The organism is Bacillus sp. AC266 (genome assembly GCF_979253805.1).
The window spans coordinates 1,393,039-1,409,909 of record NZ_CEEDEC010000001.1 but is presented as its reverse complement, the minus strand read 5'-3'; the positions used below and the strand labels follow the sequence as shown (position 1 = coordinate 1,409,909).

The following is a 16,871-nucleotide window of genomic DNA, read 5'->3' as shown; positions in this document are numbered from 1 at the left end:
ATTCAACTGTCAGAAGTTTCACAAAAAAATGATAGTGTTCGTCTAAAAGAGGAGGAGCAGTATGCAGCATGCGAAACAAATCGCGGAACATGCAACAATACAAAGCTTTTTAAATTGTTATTTAAGAGAAACAGGAAGTGGAGAATGGATTACGGAGGATAAAAGGATAGAAAATATTTTCTGCCATTCATTTCAAAGAGACGCTATCCCCACTTATTTATGCTGCCCTTTATCGGCACAAAACGTTACTTTGTATGGGGAAGTTATATATAGATCGTCAACGGACCGTCATCTATTTGGAGAACAATTTTATTACCAAATTGGCGAAAATAAAAATGTTATTAAAGCAGATTATATTACGGTTATTATGTTTTTAATAAAGGAAATGTCTATTAACTATGGAGAAGGTACGAATCCTGATGAACTTATGCTTCGAGTTATCTGTAGTTGTCAAAATATTGAGAAGTTTATACAAGGAAGGGAGCAGGATACAGCTGAATTATATGGTTTCCATACGACTTTTATAGAGGCGGAGCAATCTTTATTATTTGGACATTTAACTCATCCTACACCAAAGAGTAGACAAGGTATATTGGATTGGAAAAGTTCAATGTATTCTCCTGAATTAAAAGGGGAGTGCCAACTTCACTATTTTCGGGCACATAAAAGTATAGTAAGTGAAAAGTCATTGTTACAAGATTCTACAACGGCGATGATAAAAAAGGAATTAAAGAACGATGAAAAGGTAGGTCAAGAATTTATTGAAGAGTACTGTCAAGAAGATGAATATTCATTAATTCCAATCCATCCGCTACAAGCAGAATGGCTATTACATCAATCTTATGTGCAAAATTGGATGAATCAAGGTGTACTTGAATATATCGGTCCAGTAGGTAAGTGTTATATGGCGACATCATCACTTAGAACGCTATATCATCCTCATTCGAAGTATATGTTCAAGTTTTCATTCCCTGTAAAGGTCACGAATTCAATGCGTATTAATAAATTGAAGGAACTTGAGAGTGGACTTGAAGGTAAGGAAATATTGAATACTAAAATTGGAGAGGTGCTAGAAAAGTTTCCAGGATTTGATTTTATATGTGATCCGGCCTTTATTACTTTAAAATACGGGGCACAAGAGTCTGGATTTGAAGTGATTATTCGAGAAAACACATTTTATAGTGAAAATGAAAATGATGCAACGCTTATCGCTGGATTAGTACAAGATGCAATTCCGGGTGAAAGAACTCGTTTAGCAAATATTATCCATCGCCTAGCGGATTTAGAAGGTAGAAGCTGTGAAGAAGTAAGTTTAGAGTGGTTTAGACGATATATGAATATCTCTTTAAAGCCGATGGTATGGATGTATTTACGTTATGGCGTTGCATTAGAAGCGCATCAACAAAATAGTGTTGTTCAATTGAAAGATGGTTATCCAGTTAAGTTTTACTTCCGTGATAATCAAGGTTTTTATTTCTGCAATTCAATGAAGTCAGTGCTAGATAATGAACTAGCGGGTATTGGCGAACGTACTGGGAATTTATATGACGATTACATTGTAGATGAAAGATTTCGTTACTATTTAATTTTTAATCATATGTTTGGACTAATTAACGGTTTTGGTACAGCAGGATTAATAAAGGAGGAAATTCTTCTTTCGGAATTAAGGTCTGTACTTGAAGCGTTCCTTCCATATAACCGCGAACCTTCTACATTTTTAAGTGAATTGTTGGAAGAAAATAAATTGGCATGTAAAGCAAATTTGCTAACGAGATTTTTCGATGTTGATGAACTGACAAATCCTTTAGAGCAAGCAATTTATGTACAAGTAGATAATCCACTCGTTAGAGAAGTGGCTGTTCGTTCATAAGTAGTGCTAAAATTTCACGTAATACAAATAATGGAATTTGATATTCCGTATTATAGCGGAGGGATTTATGAAAGAAGAAGTTTATCACATAAAAATATTGAAGGCACTCCAATCAAAAGAGTATATTTCAGTAAGAAGAAGAGTATTCCGGCAATTAGTAGAATCGTTAATTTATGAAGAAATCATTACGCCGATTCGTATACAAAAGGGAGAGCAAATACTTTTTATTATACAAGGTCTTGATGAAAAGGATCAAAATGTAATGTACCAATGCTATGGGCAAGAACGTATGACATTTGGGCGTATTTGTTTACATGACTCATTAATAATGAGAGTTCAAGATGAGGAAGAAGAAATACAATCAGTTTCACAATTTTTACAGGAGATTTTTCGGATTGTTCAAGTGGATCGAACGAAATTGGATTCTTTTATTCAAGAATTAGAACAAACAATCTTTAAAGATACGATTGCACAATATGAGAGAAGTTGTGAAGAAGACTATCTTGCGAAATCTTATGATGAGCTTGAAAGTCATTTAATAGATGGACACCCGTATCATCCTAGTTATAAAGCACGCATCGGGTTTCAATATCGTGATAATTTTCAATATGGATTTGAATTTATGCAACCAATGAAAATTATATGGATTGCAGTTCATGAGAAATATACGACTGTAGGATATGAAAGTGAAGAGAGTTATAACTGTACCTTTAAAGAAGAGATTGGTGAAAAGAAAATCGAAGAGTATATGGATCGTATTCGAACAATGGACTGTGATTCGAAGAAGTACATGTTTATACCTGTTCATCCTTGGCAGTGGGAGAACTTTATTATTCCGAATTATACTGACCATATACAGGGTAAATATATTATTTATTTAGGGAAATCAGAAGATGATTATTGCGCGCAGCAGTCGATGCGGACATTAAGAAATGTTACGAATCGAGAGAAACCATATGTAAAGTTATCAATGAATTTACTCAATACTTCAACTATCCGTACATTAAAACCACATTCGGTTGTGAGTGCACCTGCTATATCGAATTGGTTAAAAGATATAGTAAATCATGACCCTTATTTAAGGGATGAATCGCGTTTAATTTTGTTAAATGAATTTTCGAGTGTTACCTACGATGCGAATAAAAAAGCTACGTATGGCTCATTAGGATGTATTTGGCGCGAAAGCGTTCACAAATATTTAGATAAGAAAGAAGAGGCAATCCCATTTAACGGTTTATATGCCAAGGGAAAAGATGGGACACCAACTATTGACTTGTGGTTAAAGAGATATGGAGTAGAAAGCTGGTTACAATTGCTTATTCAAAAAGCAATTATCCCAGTTGTACACCTCGTTGTAGAGCATGGAGTCGCATTAGAATCACATGGACAAAACATGATTTTAGTTCATGAAGAGGGAATACCAGTCCGTATTGCACTAAAAGATTTTCATGAAGGACTGGAGTTTTATCGTCCATTTTTGAAAGAACTCGAAAAATGTCCAGACTTTACTAAAATGCATAAAACATATGCGAATGGTCAAATGAATGATTTCTTTGAAATGGACCGTATTGAATGTTTGCAAGAAATGGTTTTAGATGCGCTTTTCCTATTCAATCTAGGTGAACTGGCTTTCGTGTTGGCAGATGAGTATCAGTTGAAAGAGGAACAATTTTGGATCATTCTTGTTGAAGAAATAGAAGATCATTTTGAAAGATTTTCGCATTTGAAAGAACGTTTTGAAGCATTACAATTATATGCACCTACATTTCATGCAGAGCAATTAACGAAGCGTCGTTTATATATGGATGTGGAATCGCTTGTTCATGAAGTTCCAAATCCATTGTATAGAGCAAAGCAACTTACAATACAAAAATCAGTTGTTACAGGGGGAAATCATGCTAATCGTTAATAAACAAGAATTTAGCAAATATGATTTTGAATTGAGATTACAAGGTTACGAGGGAGTGGAACAATTTCAAGAAGCAGAAGGAAATAGATTTGCACTTTGTCTGAAAGATCCATTCGATATTATTACGCTTGTGTTTTTCCTAAAAGAAAAAAGAGCATCTGTACTACTTATTCATGAAGATACGCCAAAGGATACAGCTATTGAAATGGCAAAGCGCGCAAAGTGTACTGCACTTTTATACGGAGAAAGTAACGACTTTACAAAATTAGAAGTTCCAAATCTATTACAAGAAGAACCGTCTTTATTGCAGTATAGTTCAGGTACAACAGGAGAGCCAAAACTGATTCGTAGAGCATGGACGGAAATTGAAATAGAAATTGCTGCTTACAATGAAGCTTTAAAATGTGAAGAAGACGAAGTGCCAATTGTAATGGCTCCAGTTTCACATTCATACGGATTAATTTGTGGCACGTTATCAGCAATTACGAGAGGTAGTAAGCCTATAATCATTACAAATAAAAACCCTAAATTCGCATTAAATATAGTTCGTAATACCGAAAAACATATCATATACGCAGTACCACTTATGTTACATATTATGGGGAGTTTTCCACAAGGGACTTTTCAGTTTCATAAAATTATGACATCAGGATCACCTTTGCCAGAAACGCTATTTTATAAGTTAAAGGGCATGACGAAATACATGATGCAGCAGTACGGCTGTTCTGAAGCTGGTTGCATTAGTATATGTCATGCTATGGAAACACATTTGGATTTAGGAAAACCACTTCCTCATGTAAGTATTAACATAGGGTCAAATGAAGATGAACCTGAAGAAATCGTAGTGAAAATTGCTGAAAAGGAGATTTATACAAAAGATTTAGGTTATAGATCTGAGCAAGGCCTTCATTTCATGGGGCGAATAGATGATGTTATTAATGTGTCCGGTCTAAAGGTATTTCCTATAGAAGTGGAAGAAACGATACTTCGATTAGAAGGTATTCAGGAGGCGATTGTATACCGGGGCAAGCATCCTGTGATGGGAGAAATAGTAAAAGCGAAAGTAGTCTCTCGTATTGAAACAGTACAAATACGAGAATGGTGCATACAGCATTTACCGTCTTATAAAGTGCCACATGAAATTGAAAATGTAGCAGAGATTCCGAAAAATAAAACAGGGAAAGTAAGTCGGAAGTTATTAGAGATGGGAGAGATAACAACATGAGTCGTGAAATGTTAAAAGAAGCAGTTTTAAGTATTATGAGAGAAAAAATGGAACTGAAAAATGTAACGCATTTAGAAGAAACGATGCGTTTAAATCAAGATTTATATATAGATTCGGTAATGATGTTACAGCTTATAGTATACATAGAAATGGATTTAAAGCTATGCGTTCCAGAGGATGAGATAGACCCAAAGGCGTTTCTTACTGTAGGATCTTTGCTTGAATTTATGGAAGAGTTACAGCCGTTACACGAAATAAATGTGAATAACTAACCTTTTAGGAAAGTGGATGAGAGTATGACTTCAATTAAAGTTCACTGTTTAGTGAGTTGTTTTTGTGAAATTATAAAAAGGCGTAGCGATATAGATTTCCGTCCATTTTATTTCGGATTATGGGATGGAGATTTTGATATAACAGAAGACGGGATTATTTCTTATCATTCCGAAAACATTAATCATGATAACTACTTACTTTGGTATGAAAAATTGTATGGCATTAAAGTGAACGAATGGTACGATCATTCAAAAGATAAAAGTAGCAATGTAGAAACATTTTTAGAATTAGTAGAAAATAAGCCGGAAAATCGTTACGTAATTGTAATGGTTGATATGTCTTTATTGCCTGAGAGAGAAAATAAGTTTCATCAAAAACCGTTTCCGCATTACTTAATGATATCGAAGACAGAGAAAGAAGATGAATGGTTCATGCTTGATCCTGATTTTCGCTGGGAAGGGAATATGGAAAGAGAAAAAGTGCTCCATTCTGTTAAAGACAACCCATTTGGTGGAGGCTATTTCATTGATATAGAAGGAATTCAGGAGCCAACACAAGAGATGGTAGAAAGTTATTTCATGGAAACATTCAAAAAAGATGATAATGAACTAACAATGGAATTAAAAAAATTAATAATAAAAATGGTAAATGAAGAGGATGGGTATTCACTTTCCGGGCTCGTAACGGCAGTAAAGCAAATACCCGTATTGGCAATACGTAAATATAGCTATGAACATGCCTTTGCATACTTCCGTGAAACTTTACAATATTCGGAGCAAGAATTTGATTATTGGTGTGATCGAGTGGAAGACATTGTACAAGGATTTACAAATGTACAGTACCGTGCTATTAAAATGGCAATGACAAATAATAAAGATATGTTATTACCAATTGTTGAGAAACTTGATGAAATGAATACAATTGAACTGCAGATTAAGGATGAACTAGAGAAACAGTTTCTGTTATGGAAAGAAATGATAACAAATCAGTCTTTCTTAACTAATACAAGTTCATTGAATTTAAGATAAGGGAGTTCAAACCAATGAAATATTCGCTATGTACAATTTCATTTCGCCATCAACTAATTTCATTTACTGATATTGTTCAATTTGCATACGAAAACGGTTTTGAAGGAATTGAGTTGTGGGGGACCCATGCACAAAATTTATATATGCAAGAGCGTGAAACGACAGAACGAGAAATAGATTATTTAAAGGATAAAAATTTAGAAGTTACGATGATAAGTGATTACTTGGACATATCATTATTAGCGGATTTTCAAAAAACGATGGAAAAATGTGAACAGCTGGTAACACTAGCTAATTGGTTTAATACAAATAAAATTCGTACGTTTGCCGGGCAAAAAGGTAGTGAGGATTTCTCGGAACAAGAGAGAAAAGAGTATGTGGAGCGAATTCGCATGATTTGTGATCTATTTGCTCCGCATAATATGTATATACTATTAGAAACACATCCAAATACGTTAACGGATACTTTGCCGTCTACTTTGAAATTGTTAGAAGAAGTAAATCATCCATATTTAAAAATAAACCTTGATTTTCTTCATATATGGGAGTCTGGTGCAGACCCTGTAGATAGTTTTCATCGATTAAAGCCGTGGATACAACATTACCATTTTAAGAATATATCATCAGCGGAGTATTTACACGTGTTTGAACCAAATAATGTATATGCCGCTGCTGGAAGTCGTGTAGGAATGGTTCCATTATTTGAAGGTATTGTAAACTATGATGAAATCATCCGGGAAGTAAGAGATACTGATCATTTTGCTTCGCTTGAATGGTTTGGGCATAATGCGAAAGATATATTGAAAGAAGAAATGAAAGCATTAACGAATAGAAAATTAGAAGTAGTAAGTTCATAAGGTGAAATGATGAAAGAGTCTCGTTTAGGAGACTCTTTTTTTATTTTATCAATAACCAAAAATTACCATGTATTTAATTTCGGATTTGATACAGTTTAATATATATAAGGAGGTGATCGGTAATGGCTAGAAATCGTAACGCTAATCAATTAGCATCACATGGAGCACAAGCAGCTCTAGATCAAATGAAATATGAAATTGCACAAGAGTTTGGTGTACAGCTTGGGGCTGATACTTCTTCACGTGCAAACGGTTCTGTAGGCGGTGAAATTACAAAACGCCTTGTAGCGATGGCAGAACAACAGCTTGGTGGCGGATATACTCGCTAAATGTAGAAGGTTATAGGAGAAAGGAAGGATTCTTCCTTTCTTTTTTATTTTCAATTAATTGGTATGGATATATTGTGAACAGGATTCAAAGAATAGGAGTAATGCTATATTTTACCCAATTTCTTTTGTTGTAAATGGAAAGTAGTAAAGATGAAATAGCCCTGGTGGAATGTAAACATAATTTCCAGCAGGGCTATTATATGGTAAGAAATATATGATGAAAGGTTCCGAAATCAACATGTTAAAAAAAGAAAACTGTTGTTTAATTGCACTTGCATCAGTTCCACTTGTTATGACGCTAGGTAATTCAATGCTTATTCCAATCCTGCCAACCATTGAAAAGAAATTACATATTTCATCTTTCCAAGTATCCATGATAATTACAATTTATTCTATCATTGCAATTATACTTATACCGATTGCTGGTTATTTATCAGATAGATGGGGACGAAAGATGGTAATGGTTCCAAGTTTATTAATTGCAGCTATTGGAGGAGCGATAACGGGATGGGTATCATGGAAAGTTGATAACCCTTATGTTTGGATTCTTATCGGAAGAGCAATTCAAGGGATAGGTGCTGCTGGTGCTATGCCAGTTGTCATACCATGTGTCGGTGATTTATACAAAGATGAAAAACAGGTTAGTACAGGTTTAGGAATCATTGAGACGTCAAATACATTTGGAAAAGTATTGAGTCCCATATTAGGATCAGCTCTTGCAGCTATTGTATGGTTCTTACCATTTTGGGCGATTCCAGTTTTATGTGTAATATCGATTGTTTTACTACTGGTACTAGTAAAGGCGAAGAAACAAGAAGAAGAAGTCCCACCACTTAAAGAATTTATTCAATCTATTATCTCTACGTTTCGAGAAAAGGGAAGATGGTTAATTGCCATTTTTATACTAGGTGCAATTATTATGCTTATTTTATTCGGAATACTTTTTTATCTGTCAACTATACTGGAGTCGAAGTACGATATTCATGGTATATGGAAAGGGTGTGTACTCGCTATTCCTTTACTTGTACTATCACTTAGCTCATATATGGCTGGTAAAAAAATTGGAGATCAACAAGATATTATGAAAAAGTGTATCTATATTGGATTTTTACTGGCTGCTGCATCTGTCTTCTTACCTTTATTTCTAAAAGGAATCTATTTGCTACTTCTTTGTCTCGTTATTATGGGGGGAGGAATTGGTATGGCGTTACCATGTCTAGATGCTCTTATTACACAAGGGATTGAAAAAGAGCAGAGGGGGACAGTTACGTCATTTTATAGTTCAATGCGATTTATCGGTGTAGCAGCTGGACCACCCCTGTATTCTTTTTTTATGAAAGGGGCAGACCATGAAGTGTTTTATTTAACAAGCATCTTCGCTGCTATTGGTGCTGTCATAGCAATTATTTGGATTAAACCAGCAAAAGATAAAATGATGTTAAAACAGAAACCGGAACCAACTTCATAATGCGAAAGAGAATTGCATGCCAATTACATAACATGCAATTCTCTTTAATTAGTTAGGAAAAACAACTTGTTTTAACATATAAAGTGCGACTCCCCATATGATTAGCCCTGAAATTTTATTTAATATTATAATCGTTTTTCCTGTCGAGTCAAATCCTTTTAGAAATTTTCCAGCAAAAGCTAAACTAATAAACCAGATCCAAGAAACTATAATTGTTGCAAAAGTGAAAGCCCATTTCTCACTTCCTATGTACTGTATAGAGTTTGTTCCGATTACACCAATTGTGTCTAAAATTGCGTGTGGATTTAGTAATGAAACTGATGCGGCGAAAATAATTTGATTTTTTAAAGGCATGCTTTTTTCTTGTTTTACATCATTTGAAGGATCGCTTCTCCAAATAACCCAGCCCATATACATAAGAAAGAAAAATCCAATCATATACAAGGTGGTTGTTAACCAAGAGAAAGTTAAGAGGACAAGGGAGACACCTTGTACAGCAATTAATATTAATAATGTATCACATATAGATGCAGTCAAGACTACAGGAGCAGCTCGCCAAATATTTGGTTGACTAGCGCCTTGGTTAAAGACGAAAACATTTTGGACACCTAATGGAATGATAAGACCAAATGCAAGGATGATACCGTGAATAATTGCTTCACTCATCAGATTACCTCCTACTTAATTTGATTAATTATGATAGTCTATATTGTATAGAAGAAATGAAAATTTGTATCCATCCATATGGTTGGATAGGTTACCAACCATAAAGTATGTGAGGTGAGATAATGGAAAGGCTCGTTTGGAAACCTAATATGTCTTCATCTGTTCCTTTGTATAAACAAATAGAATCTTATATAAAAGAGAGAATTGTTAATGGGGAATGGACAATTGGAACTAAATTACCTTCACAAAGAGATTTGGCGCATACGTTTGAAGTGAATCGAAGTACAATTGTAATGGCTTTCGATGAATTAGTAGCAAAAGGGTATGTTGAGGGGAATGGCCGGAAGGGAACAATTGTTATAAATAATAGTGAGAGTACTTCTACATATGCCCCGCCTCCAAACTGGCAGTCTTATGTAGAAACAGGACTTCATTATCCGAATCTTCCTGCTGTACAAGAGATTAATCAAGCTGAATTTACTCCCAATGTAATTCGATTAGGAACAGGTGAACTTTCACCGAGTCTCTTGCCTGAGAAAAAGATGAAGGGTATTATTAATAAAATTCTACAATCAAATGTTACACTTGGGTATGAGGAACCGAAAGGAAATCTCCATTTAAGAGAAAAAATTGCGGAATATTTAAAAGGGCATGGGGTATATGTATCTCCTGACTCTATTTTAATTGTTTCGGGAGCAATCCAAGCACTGCAACTTATTTCTATGGGGCTTCTTCCGAAAGGAGCGTCAATTTTACTAGAAAAACCATCATATTTATATTCGCTTAATGTATTTCAATCAGCAGGAATGCGCTTGATTGGAATACCAATGAATGAGAATGGTATAAATACTTCCTATATCACAAAATATAAGAAACAATTTAACGCATCTATTTTATATACAATCCCATCTTTTCATAATCCGACCAATTTTAGTATGAACACTAAGAAGAGGGAAGAAGTGATGGAGATATGTAATGAAATTGGATTACCTATTATTGAGGACGCGGTATATCAAGATTTATGGTTCGATGCACCAGTTTCAAAGCCTTTAAAGGCATATGATAAAAATGGTATCGTGCTACATATTGGAAGTATGTCCAAAGTCATTAGTCCTGGTTTAAGAATTGGGTGGGTTGTTGGATCAGAATCAGTTATTCAAAGATTAGCAGATATAAAAATGCAAACTGATTATGGTTCAAGTTCTATATCCCAGCAGATTGCAGCGGAGTGGTTTGAAAATGGATTGTATGATGAACATTTACAGTTTGTAAGAAGTGAATTGAAAAAACGTAGAGATTTTATGATAAGTATGTTAGAAAAGTATTGTAGTGGCATTGCAACTTGGCATGAGCCAGTAGGAAGCTTTTACATTTGGCTACATATAAATCTACCAATTTCGAATCGTAGTTTATTTGAAAAAGCTTTACAAGAAAGGGTGTTGTTAAACCCAGGCACTTTGTATGATAGAAGTGCTAACCAATTTTTACGTCTTTCTTATTCCTATGCAACTGTAGAAGAAATTGAAGTTGGAATAAAAAAGATTGCGCAATTAATTAAAGGGTAAAAGGAGAAAACCATGAAACAATATGTGATTTGCCAAATTATCGATGGGGATAAATATTTAGCTGCTTATGCAGAGACAAAACAGGATGCAGTTGAAAAAGCAGAACTGTTAGGATTAAGAACCGGAAACCGTTACATAGTAATTACCGCAGAAGAAGCTGAAGGGTTAACTTATCCTTAAATAATGGGAGAGTACATAAGAAGTAAATAAGCCTAACAATGTACTATATTATTAGGCTTATTTACTATTAAAGTGTGACAGGGAAAATAATATAATTATGAGTCAAGTTGGCGGAAATACCGATTTGTTTTTCGATCCTGATTGCCGTCTCTATATTCATCAACATATTGTCTGAAGTTCCAGGATTGTAAAAACTTATTAGCTGCATTATAACCAGAGTTATAGAGCCATTCTTTCTCTTCTTTAGTTAGTTGAAAATTAGTACTGGTAATGATTCCTGTTGGAATTGTAATAGTTCTAGCCTTTGATTCTTTATCTAAATGACGTAAATCATGAGCTTGCATCATCGTTTTAAATAATCCTTTGAACATGGAAATAGGTTCGTCATAGTGGGCGGGATCAGCTTGAATCTCATCTTTTACAAAATGAAATCCAAAGGTAGGCCAGCGAGGAGAAGTCGGTGAATCGAAAATCCAAATTGGGTAATTACTTAAAATACCGCCGTCAACCATATAACAAGGTTGTTTCCATTTTGGGGTTCTCCATTTCACTGGTTCGAAGAAGAAAGGAATGGTTCCACTCATTCTTACTGCTTTAGCGATAGAGAAGCGATAATTTAAAAATCCGTAGTTTGGCAAGTCATCGGGAAAAATAACCATTTTACCATTGCTTATATCTGAAGCGATAATTTTGAGTTTATTCAAATCGGGTAAGTCTGTAAACAAATGAATTCCTTTTTTTCTAAGCAGGTCTTCTAGCCATTCTTCGAGAAATACATTTGAATAAATACCTAGAGTAGACCAAGCGCTTAATCCTTTACCAATAAAGGGGATTCTATCAAGAAAAGTTTTTTTAGTGAATTTTTCATAATCAATGTCTGTTACAATCGTCTTTAATTCGGAACAAGAATATCCTGCTGCTAGAAGAGCTGCAATAATAGCGCCGGCTGATGTTCCAGCTAAACGTTCCCATTCATATCCTTTTTCGGCTAACGCGCAAATTGCCCCTACATGAGCAATTCCGCGTACACCGCCTCCTTCAAAAACACCATCAATTTTCATTGAACATACTTCCTTTCTAAAAAATGAAAATGGAAAAAAAGCACGTATTGTACGTGCTTTTTTACAATAGTTTTTAAGTTTACTAGCAGCCTACAAAGCCGCCCCAACAGCTAGCTCCGATGATGATTAGAAGGATAAATAAAACGATTAATAAAGCGAAACCTCCATAACCACAACCGCCACCACAACTACCGCCGTAACCGTAACCACCGCCGTAACCGCCGCAACTATATCCGTAACCCATGTGGAATTCCTCCTTAAATTAAAAATAAAAATGAACGAGGGGAAAATGTACTGGAAGAAATAAAGAATTATCGTGTTTGTAGGAACAATGTATACTATGCTTTTTTAAACTTGTTCGCGTACGAGGGATAAGCCCGTTTTTTGGAGGGCTTGTTGAATTTACAATGAATGAAGTATAATCTTTGTGCTATGATACAAATAAGTATGTAAATGTAAGGAGAATTTATGGAACAGAAAATTGAAATATTAATTGATAAATATGAACTAACACATTTGAAACAGGAACTTATTAATACTGTATTTCCTTGTGTAAAAGTTGTGCCAAAACAACAGGAAATAATTGCGATAGGCAGTTCGAAAATGGGCGGAGTTCCTGATTTGCCAAATACATTTGAATATCCAACATACAAAGAGAATCCGTTACGTTTTATCGCACAATTTAATTTAAGTGATTTACAAAACGTTGGTATGGATCATAATCTTCCTAAGACAGGGATGTTATATTTCTTTAGTATTGAAAATTACTTTGAAGAAGATGTGGATCCAACCGAAGCTGGACGTGTACTTTATTATGATATCCCTGTAGAGCAATTACGTAGAGCAGATGAAATACAAGCGAAATATAACCAGTGTGCAATTACTTTTGAACTGACGTATAAATTACCGGAGCTTTTCATTGAAGATGAGGCGGATTCAGATCGTTTCTTGCAATTACTTGAAGAGCTAATCCCAGACAACTATGATAATCATCAAATGTTTGGAGAACCATTCTCTGTACAAGATGAGGTATTGTACGAGACTGGACAATATATGGGGATAGATCCACAGCATATGACGCTCTTATTCCAAATTGATTCAGATACTAAAAATTGTAATATGATGTGGGGAGATTTAGGGATGCTTTATTTCTGTATTGGAAATGAAGACTTGAAAAATCGCCATTTTGAAAATACATGCTGTGTGTTGCAAACTTGCTAAGAAAAGGGTTGTTCTTTTTCTAAAAGAACAACCCTTTTAAAAATGTTAAATATGCATAATCTCATATGACCTATTTTGAAAAGTATTGTATACTCTGAAACTATACGATACTTTTTTGTATAGTTATAGAATGTAAGGAGTGACAAGATGGGAAAGACAAGTAAGTATGTGACAGCTGCCGCACTTTGTTCAACTATAGTAATGGGAAGCTTACAGGCGTCAGCTGTATCTTATGCGGCTACGAATCCGACTACAGTGACAACACAATCGGATGCAAAGTTGTTAAATGATTTCAGAAAAGAATTAAAAAAACAGATTGATAATAGAGAAGAAAATATTACAATCACATATAAAACAAAAGATAGAAATGCTAGAAATATTATGGACCAATTGTATGGCGAGTTTAATAAAATTGTAGATGCTGATGAGTATGTAAAATATAATGTAGCGTCTACTAAATATTCTATAAAAGGGATGCCAGGGAATTATACATTTACATTACAAGTGAAGTATCGTGAATCAAAAGAGCAAACACAGTATGTAAAGTCTCAGGCGAAAGCAATTGTAAATTCTATCATTAAACAAGGCATGGATGAACATGAAAAAGTGAAAGCTATTCATGATTATGTTGTGAAAGAAGTATCATATGATACTTCTTATCAAGCATATACAGCGTATGAAGCGTTAGCGAATCGTTCTGCCGTTTGCCAAGGATATACATTGTTAACATATCAATTACTAAAAGAAGCAGGTATTCAAAATCATATTGTAACAGGTACAGGGAATGGACAAGCTCACGCATGGAATTTAGTGAACATTGATAACAAGTGGTACCACCTTGATACTACATTCGATGATCCAGTTCCTGATAAAGCTGGGCGCGTAACATATTCATATTTTAATATGTCTGATGAACAATTAAGCAAAGACCATGAATGGGATCGTAGTGAATATCCCGCGGCAACTACAAGCTACTTCAACGAATTAACAAGCAAAATAAAAGCCGGTAGTTCAAAAACTGCTGTATATGAACAAATGTTAAAAGAAACAAATTTAAAGTATTTATCTGCACAATACGGAGCGGAAAATTACAATGAGTTTAAGAAAAAATTACAGCAACAATTTGCTTCCAAGCCAGAAAAAGTAGAAGTACGATATAAGCAGTCCATGGATGGAACGATGCAAGATATAAAGAAAGTATTAAATGAAATAACTTGGCCAAAAGGTGCAAAGCGTGTATCTTATCAAGTTGCGCCATATAGTGCAATGACAGGTTATTCATTAGCGACAATTACATTTACGTATTAATGAAAAAGAGCATCTTTAAAAGGTGCTCTTTTTACGTTTGAGTATAATTCTAGTGACTATTTAGAATTATGCGATAAAATAATTGAAAATAGAGGATGTGATAGCTGAATGAATTTGTTCGAAAATAATATATTTGCATTGATATATTTTTGTCTAGTAATCGGACTTATCGTTTTGTTTTTTGTATCATTTACTCTGTTCATTAAAAGATTATTGCAAAACAACACTATGAAAAAACAACATGTGATTAATATGAATCAGAAGTTAGATCGGATTATTGAATTGCTTGAAAAAGATAAAAAAGAATAATGGAAGATGGATAAAAAGGAGAAGCAGATGGCGAATTATATAAAGGAATTACGTGAAAAAATAGGGCATGATTATGTTATTTTGAATTTTGCAGGAGGTTGTGTATTTAATGAATTTGGTGAAGTGCTTCTGCAAAAAAGAGGAGACTTTAATGCTTGGGGATTTCCAGGCGGTGCAATGGAAATCGGGGAATCTGCGGCAGAAACTGCGATTCGAGAAATAAAAGAAGAAACAGGATATGATGTGAAAATTGATGAGCTCATTGGTGTGTATACGAAATATTTTCAAGCATATCCGAATGGAGATCAGGCACAGGCAATTGTAATATTCTTTAAGTTTTCAATCGTTGGAGGGAATACAAAAATAGACGGTGATGAAACGTTAGATTTGCAGTTTTTCCCTTTAGACAAAATGCCGCCATTGTTTAATAAACAACATGAAGATTGCTTGCAGGATTTATTAGAGAAAAGAGTAGGGGTATATCGTTAACGTATAAAAAAGAAGCTAAATGAGATTAGCTTCTTTTTTATGTTCTATTTCCACCAATCATCAAACATTGACGCTGGTACTTGTCTTTTATGTTCACTCACTTTGTAACGCTTCTCGATCTTTTCAGCAACGTCAGCTGGAACGGATTTACCTTCTAAATAGTCATCTAATTGATCGTAAGTAATGCCTAGCTCTGTTTCATCAGCTTGACCTGGTTTTTCATCTAATAAATCAGCTGTTGGCATTTTTAAGTAAAGTCGCTCGTCTGCACCTAATTCTTGTAATAAATCACGTCCTTGGCGTTTCGTTAATCCCGTTAATGGTAATAAATCTGCACCGCCATCTCCGAATTTTGTGAAGAAACCTGTTACAGCTTCAGCAGCATGATCAGTTCCGATAACGAGTAGCCCTTGTTGTCCGCCGATTGCGTATTGTGTAACCATACGGATACGCGCTTTAACGTTCCCTTTATTGAAATCTGTTAATGATTCGTCTAATAAGTTTTCGTATTGATTTGAGAAAGCATCAACTGTTGAAGCGATATCGAAAGCAACAGACTGATCAGCTTGAATAAATTGTAATGCTAATTGTGCATCATCTTCATCTTTTTGTACTTTGTATGGAAGACGTACGGAGATAAACGTTGCGTTACCACCTTCATTACGAACTTCTTCGACTGCAAGCTGTGCTAAACGTCCTGCCAGTGTAGAGTCTTGTCCGCCGCTAATTCCAAGTACAAATCCTTTTGCACCTGTAGTTTTTAAATAATCTTTTAAGAAATCAATTCGTTTACAAATTTCTACTTTCGGATCAATTACAGGCTGAACATGTAATGCTTTCATAATTTGTTCTTGTAATGTCATTATGTTTTCCTCCTATTCATATTAAAGCGGTAAATAAGTTTATATGTATATTGGTACATACTTCTATCCTTTATTATTTCGCAAAACTAACGAATATACAATAGGATGCGTGTATGAATGTAGTCATTATAATGAAACTGTTTTATATAAGCAATTGTTTAAAACCTTTCAATAATGTAAGGTTTTTGTCATTTGAATCGATGGAAGGTATTTCCGAACTTTACTAATATAAAAGTATAGTTAGTAGAAG

General features: G+C 34.6%; 18 protein-coding genes. 14 read left to right on the top strand and 4 right to left on the bottom strand.

Going from position 1 to position 16,871, the window contains the following annotated elements:
- Nucleotides 1–61: 61 nt before the first annotated feature.
- The 8 genes from AC0IXC_RS07225 (at nucleotide 62) to AC0IXC_RS07190 (ending at nucleotide 8,959) form a co-directional block, all read left to right on the top strand.
- Nucleotides 62–1,870: an IucA/IucC family protein gene (locus AC0IXC_RS07225; protein WP_061689797.1), complete on the top strand. Its 1,809-nt coding sequence runs from the start codon at nucleotides 62–64 to the stop codon at nucleotides 1,868–1,870.
- Nucleotides 1,871–1,937: 67 nt separating this feature from the next.
- Nucleotides 1,938–3,779 carry an IucA/IucC family protein gene (locus tag AC0IXC_RS07220; protein WP_061675413.1) on the top strand — a complete coding sequence of 614 codons (1,842 nt, stop codon included), beginning with the start codon at nucleotides 1,938–1,940 and terminating at the stop codon, nucleotides 3,777–3,779.
- Complete coding sequence (locus AC0IXC_RS07215; protein ID WP_471652758.1) at nucleotides 3,766–5,004, top strand: AMP-binding protein; 1,239 nt, start codon at nucleotides 3,766–3,768, stop codon at nucleotides 5,002–5,004. The genes AC0IXC_RS07220 and AC0IXC_RS07215 overlap by 14 nt, the downstream gene beginning before the upstream one ends.
- A complete protein-coding gene (gene asbD, locus AC0IXC_RS07210) occupies nucleotides 5,001–5,276 on the top strand; it encodes a petrobactin biosynthesis protein AsbD (protein ID WP_193653640.1) in 276 nt (91 codons plus the stop codon). Before AC0IXC_RS07215 ends, asbD begins: the two co-directional genes overlap by 4 nt.
- 24 nt (nucleotides 5,277–5,300) lie before the next feature.
- Nucleotides 5,301–6,305, top strand: coding sequence for a DUF6005 family protein (locus tag AC0IXC_RS07205; RefSeq protein ID WP_193653641.1), 1,005 nt, complete (start codon nucleotides 5,301–5,303; stop codon nucleotides 6,303–6,305).
- 14 nt (nucleotides 6,306–6,319) lie between these two features.
- Nucleotides 6,320–7,162 carry a sugar phosphate isomerase/epimerase family protein gene (locus AC0IXC_RS07200; protein WP_353824846.1) on the top strand — a complete coding sequence of 281 codons (843 nt, stop codon included), beginning with the start codon at nucleotides 6,320–6,322 and terminating at the stop codon, nucleotides 7,160–7,162.
- Nucleotides 7,163–7,284: 122 nt separating this feature from the next.
- The gene (locus AC0IXC_RS07195; protein ID WP_000113539.1) at nucleotides 7,285–7,491 is read left to right on the top strand and encodes an alpha/beta-type small acid-soluble spore protein; all 207 of its coding nucleotides are present in this window, start codon (nucleotides 7,285–7,287) and stop codon (nucleotides 7,489–7,491) included.
- Nucleotides 7,492–7,708: 217 nt separating this feature from the next.
- Nucleotides 7,709–8,959, top strand: a complete 1,251-nt coding sequence (locus AC0IXC_RS07190) for an MFS transporter (RefSeq protein ID WP_471652779.1) — start codon at nucleotides 7,709–7,711, stop codon at nucleotides 8,957–8,959.
- Between the two features lie 48 nt (nucleotides 8,960–9,007).
- Here the strand turns inward: AC0IXC_RS07190 and AC0IXC_RS07185 are convergent, their stop codons facing one another.
- Nucleotides 9,008–9,625, bottom strand: a complete 618-nt coding sequence (locus tag AC0IXC_RS07185; RefSeq protein ID WP_471652757.1) for a LysE/ArgO family amino acid transporter — start codon at nucleotides 9,623–9,625, stop codon at nucleotides 9,008–9,010.
- Nucleotides 9,626–9,747: 122 nt separating this feature from the next.
- Between AC0IXC_RS07185 and AC0IXC_RS07180 the strand changes: the two genes are divergently transcribed.
- Together AC0IXC_RS07180 and AC0IXC_RS07175 are read left to right on the top strand one after the other, a co-directional pair.
- On the top strand, nucleotides 9,748–11,190 hold the full coding sequence (locus AC0IXC_RS07180) for an aminotransferase-like domain-containing protein (protein WP_471652756.1): 1,443 nt from the start codon (nucleotides 9,748–9,750) through the stop codon (nucleotides 11,188–11,190).
- 12 nt (nucleotides 11,191–11,202) lie between these two features.
- Nucleotides 11,203–11,370, top strand: a complete 168-nt coding sequence (locus AC0IXC_RS07175) for a DUF3933 family protein (RefSeq protein ID WP_002012388.1) — start codon at nucleotides 11,203–11,205, stop codon at nucleotides 11,368–11,370.
- A gap of 95 nt (nucleotides 11,371–11,465) precedes the next feature.
- On the opposite strand, the gene AC0IXC_RS07170 is transcribed toward AC0IXC_RS07175, so the two are convergent.
- Together AC0IXC_RS07170 and AC0IXC_RS07165 are read right to left on the bottom strand one after the other, a co-directional pair.
- Nucleotides 11,466–12,431: a patatin-like phospholipase family protein gene (locus AC0IXC_RS07170; protein WP_137076063.1), complete on the bottom strand. Its 966-nt coding sequence runs from the start codon at nucleotides 12,429–12,431 to the stop codon at nucleotides 11,466–11,468.
- Nucleotides 12,432–12,513: 82 nt separating this feature from the next.
- Nucleotides 12,514–12,675: a YjcZ family sporulation protein gene (locus AC0IXC_RS07165; RefSeq protein WP_002012392.1), complete on the bottom strand. Its 162-nt coding sequence runs from the start codon at nucleotides 12,673–12,675 to the stop codon at nucleotides 12,514–12,516.
- A 224-nt stretch (nucleotides 12,676–12,899) separates the two neighbouring features.
- On the opposite strand from AC0IXC_RS07165, the gene AC0IXC_RS07160 reads away from it, so the two are divergent.
- From AC0IXC_RS07160 to AC0IXC_RS07145, 4 genes are all read left to right on the top strand, one after another.
- Nucleotides 12,900–13,652 (top strand): YwqG family protein, encoded by a 753-nt coding sequence (locus tag AC0IXC_RS07160; protein WP_002141373.1) that lies wholly within the window; start codon nucleotides 12,900–12,902, stop codon nucleotides 13,650–13,652.
- 147 nt (nucleotides 13,653–13,799) lie between these two features.
- Complete coding sequence (locus tag AC0IXC_RS07155) at nucleotides 13,800–14,960, top strand: transglutaminase domain-containing protein (protein ID WP_471652755.1); 1,161 nt, start codon at nucleotides 13,800–13,802, stop codon at nucleotides 14,958–14,960.
- 108 nt (nucleotides 14,961–15,068) lie between these two features.
- On the top strand, nucleotides 15,069–15,269 hold the full coding sequence (locus AC0IXC_RS07150; RefSeq protein WP_002141377.1) for a DUF4083 domain-containing protein: 201 nt from the start codon (nucleotides 15,069–15,071) through the stop codon (nucleotides 15,267–15,269).
- Nucleotides 15,270–15,296: 27 nt separating this feature from the next.
- Complete coding sequence (locus AC0IXC_RS07145; protein WP_002141378.1) at nucleotides 15,297–15,758, top strand: NUDIX hydrolase; 462 nt, start codon at nucleotides 15,297–15,299, stop codon at nucleotides 15,756–15,758.
- A 44-nt stretch (nucleotides 15,759–15,802) separates the two neighbouring features.
- Here AC0IXC_RS07145 and nadE read toward each other — a convergent pair whose 3' ends face one another.
- Nucleotides 15,803–16,621, bottom strand: coding sequence for an ammonia-dependent NAD(+) synthetase (gene nadE, locus AC0IXC_RS07140; RefSeq protein ID WP_471652754.1), 819 nt, complete (start codon nucleotides 16,619–16,621; stop codon nucleotides 15,803–15,805).
- Between the last annotated feature and the right edge of the window lie 250 nt (nucleotides 16,622–16,871).

Bases quoted from the DNA above. Each gene is read 5' to 3' on its own strand.
- AC0IXC_RS07155 (WP_471652755.1), top strand. From the start codon at position 13,800: ATGGGAAAGACAAGTAAGTATGTGACAGCTGCCGCACTTTGTTCAACT.
- AC0IXC_RS07165 (WP_002012392.1), bottom strand. From the start codon at position 12,675: ATGGGTTACGGATATAGTTGCGGCGGTTACGGCGGTGGTTACGGTTAC.
- nadE (WP_471652754.1), bottom strand. From the start codon at position 16,621: ATGACATTACAAGAACAAATTATGAAAGCATTACATGTTCAGCCTGTA.
- AC0IXC_RS07175 (WP_002012388.1), top strand. From the start codon at position 11,203: ATGAAACAATATGTGATTTGCCAAATTATCGATGGGGATAAATATTTA.
- AC0IXC_RS07225 (WP_061689797.1), top strand. From the start codon at position 62: ATGCAGCATGCGAAACAAATCGCGGAACATGCAACAATACAAAGCTTT.
- AC0IXC_RS07205 (WP_193653641.1), top strand. From the start codon at position 5,301: ATGACTTCAATTAAAGTTCACTGTTTAGTGAGTTGTTTTTGTGAAATT.
- AC0IXC_RS07170 (WP_137076063.1), bottom strand. From the start codon at position 12,431: ATGAAAATTGATGGTGTTTTTGAAGGAGGCGGTGTACGCGGAATTGCT.
- AC0IXC_RS07185 (WP_471652757.1), bottom strand. From the start codon at position 9,625: ATGAGTGAAGCAATTATTCACGGTATCATCCTTGCATTTGGTCTTATC.
- AC0IXC_RS07220 (WP_061675413.1), top strand. From the start codon at position 1,938: ATGAAAGAAGAAGTTTATCACATAAAAATATTGAAGGCACTCCAATCA.
- AC0IXC_RS07160 (WP_002141373.1), top strand. From the start codon at position 12,900: ATGGAACAGAAAATTGAAATATTAATTGATAAATATGAACTAACACAT.
- AC0IXC_RS07180 (WP_471652756.1), top strand. From the start codon at position 9,748: ATGGAAAGGCTCGTTTGGAAACCTAATATGTCTTCATCTGTTCCTTTG.
- AC0IXC_RS07145 (WP_002141378.1), top strand. From the start codon at position 15,297: ATGGCGAATTATATAAAGGAATTACGTGAAAAAATAGGGCATGATTAT.
- AC0IXC_RS07190 (WP_471652779.1), top strand. From the start codon at position 7,709: ATGAAAGGTTCCGAAATCAACATGTTAAAAAAAGAAAACTGTTGTTTA.
- AC0IXC_RS07200 (WP_353824846.1), top strand. From the start codon at position 6,320: ATGAAATATTCGCTATGTACAATTTCATTTCGCCATCAACTAATTTCA.
- AC0IXC_RS07195 (WP_000113539.1), top strand. From the start codon at position 7,285: ATGGCTAGAAATCGTAACGCTAATCAATTAGCATCACATGGAGCACAA.
- AC0IXC_RS07215 (WP_471652758.1), top strand. From the start codon at position 3,766: ATGCTAATCGTTAATAAACAAGAATTTAGCAAATATGATTTTGAATTG.
- AC0IXC_RS07150 (WP_002141377.1), top strand. From the start codon at position 15,069: ATGAATTTGTTCGAAAATAATATATTTGCATTGATATATTTTTGTCTA.
- asbD (WP_193653640.1), top strand. From the start codon at position 5,001: ATGAGTCGTGAAATGTTAAAAGAAGCAGTTTTAAGTATTATGAGAGAA.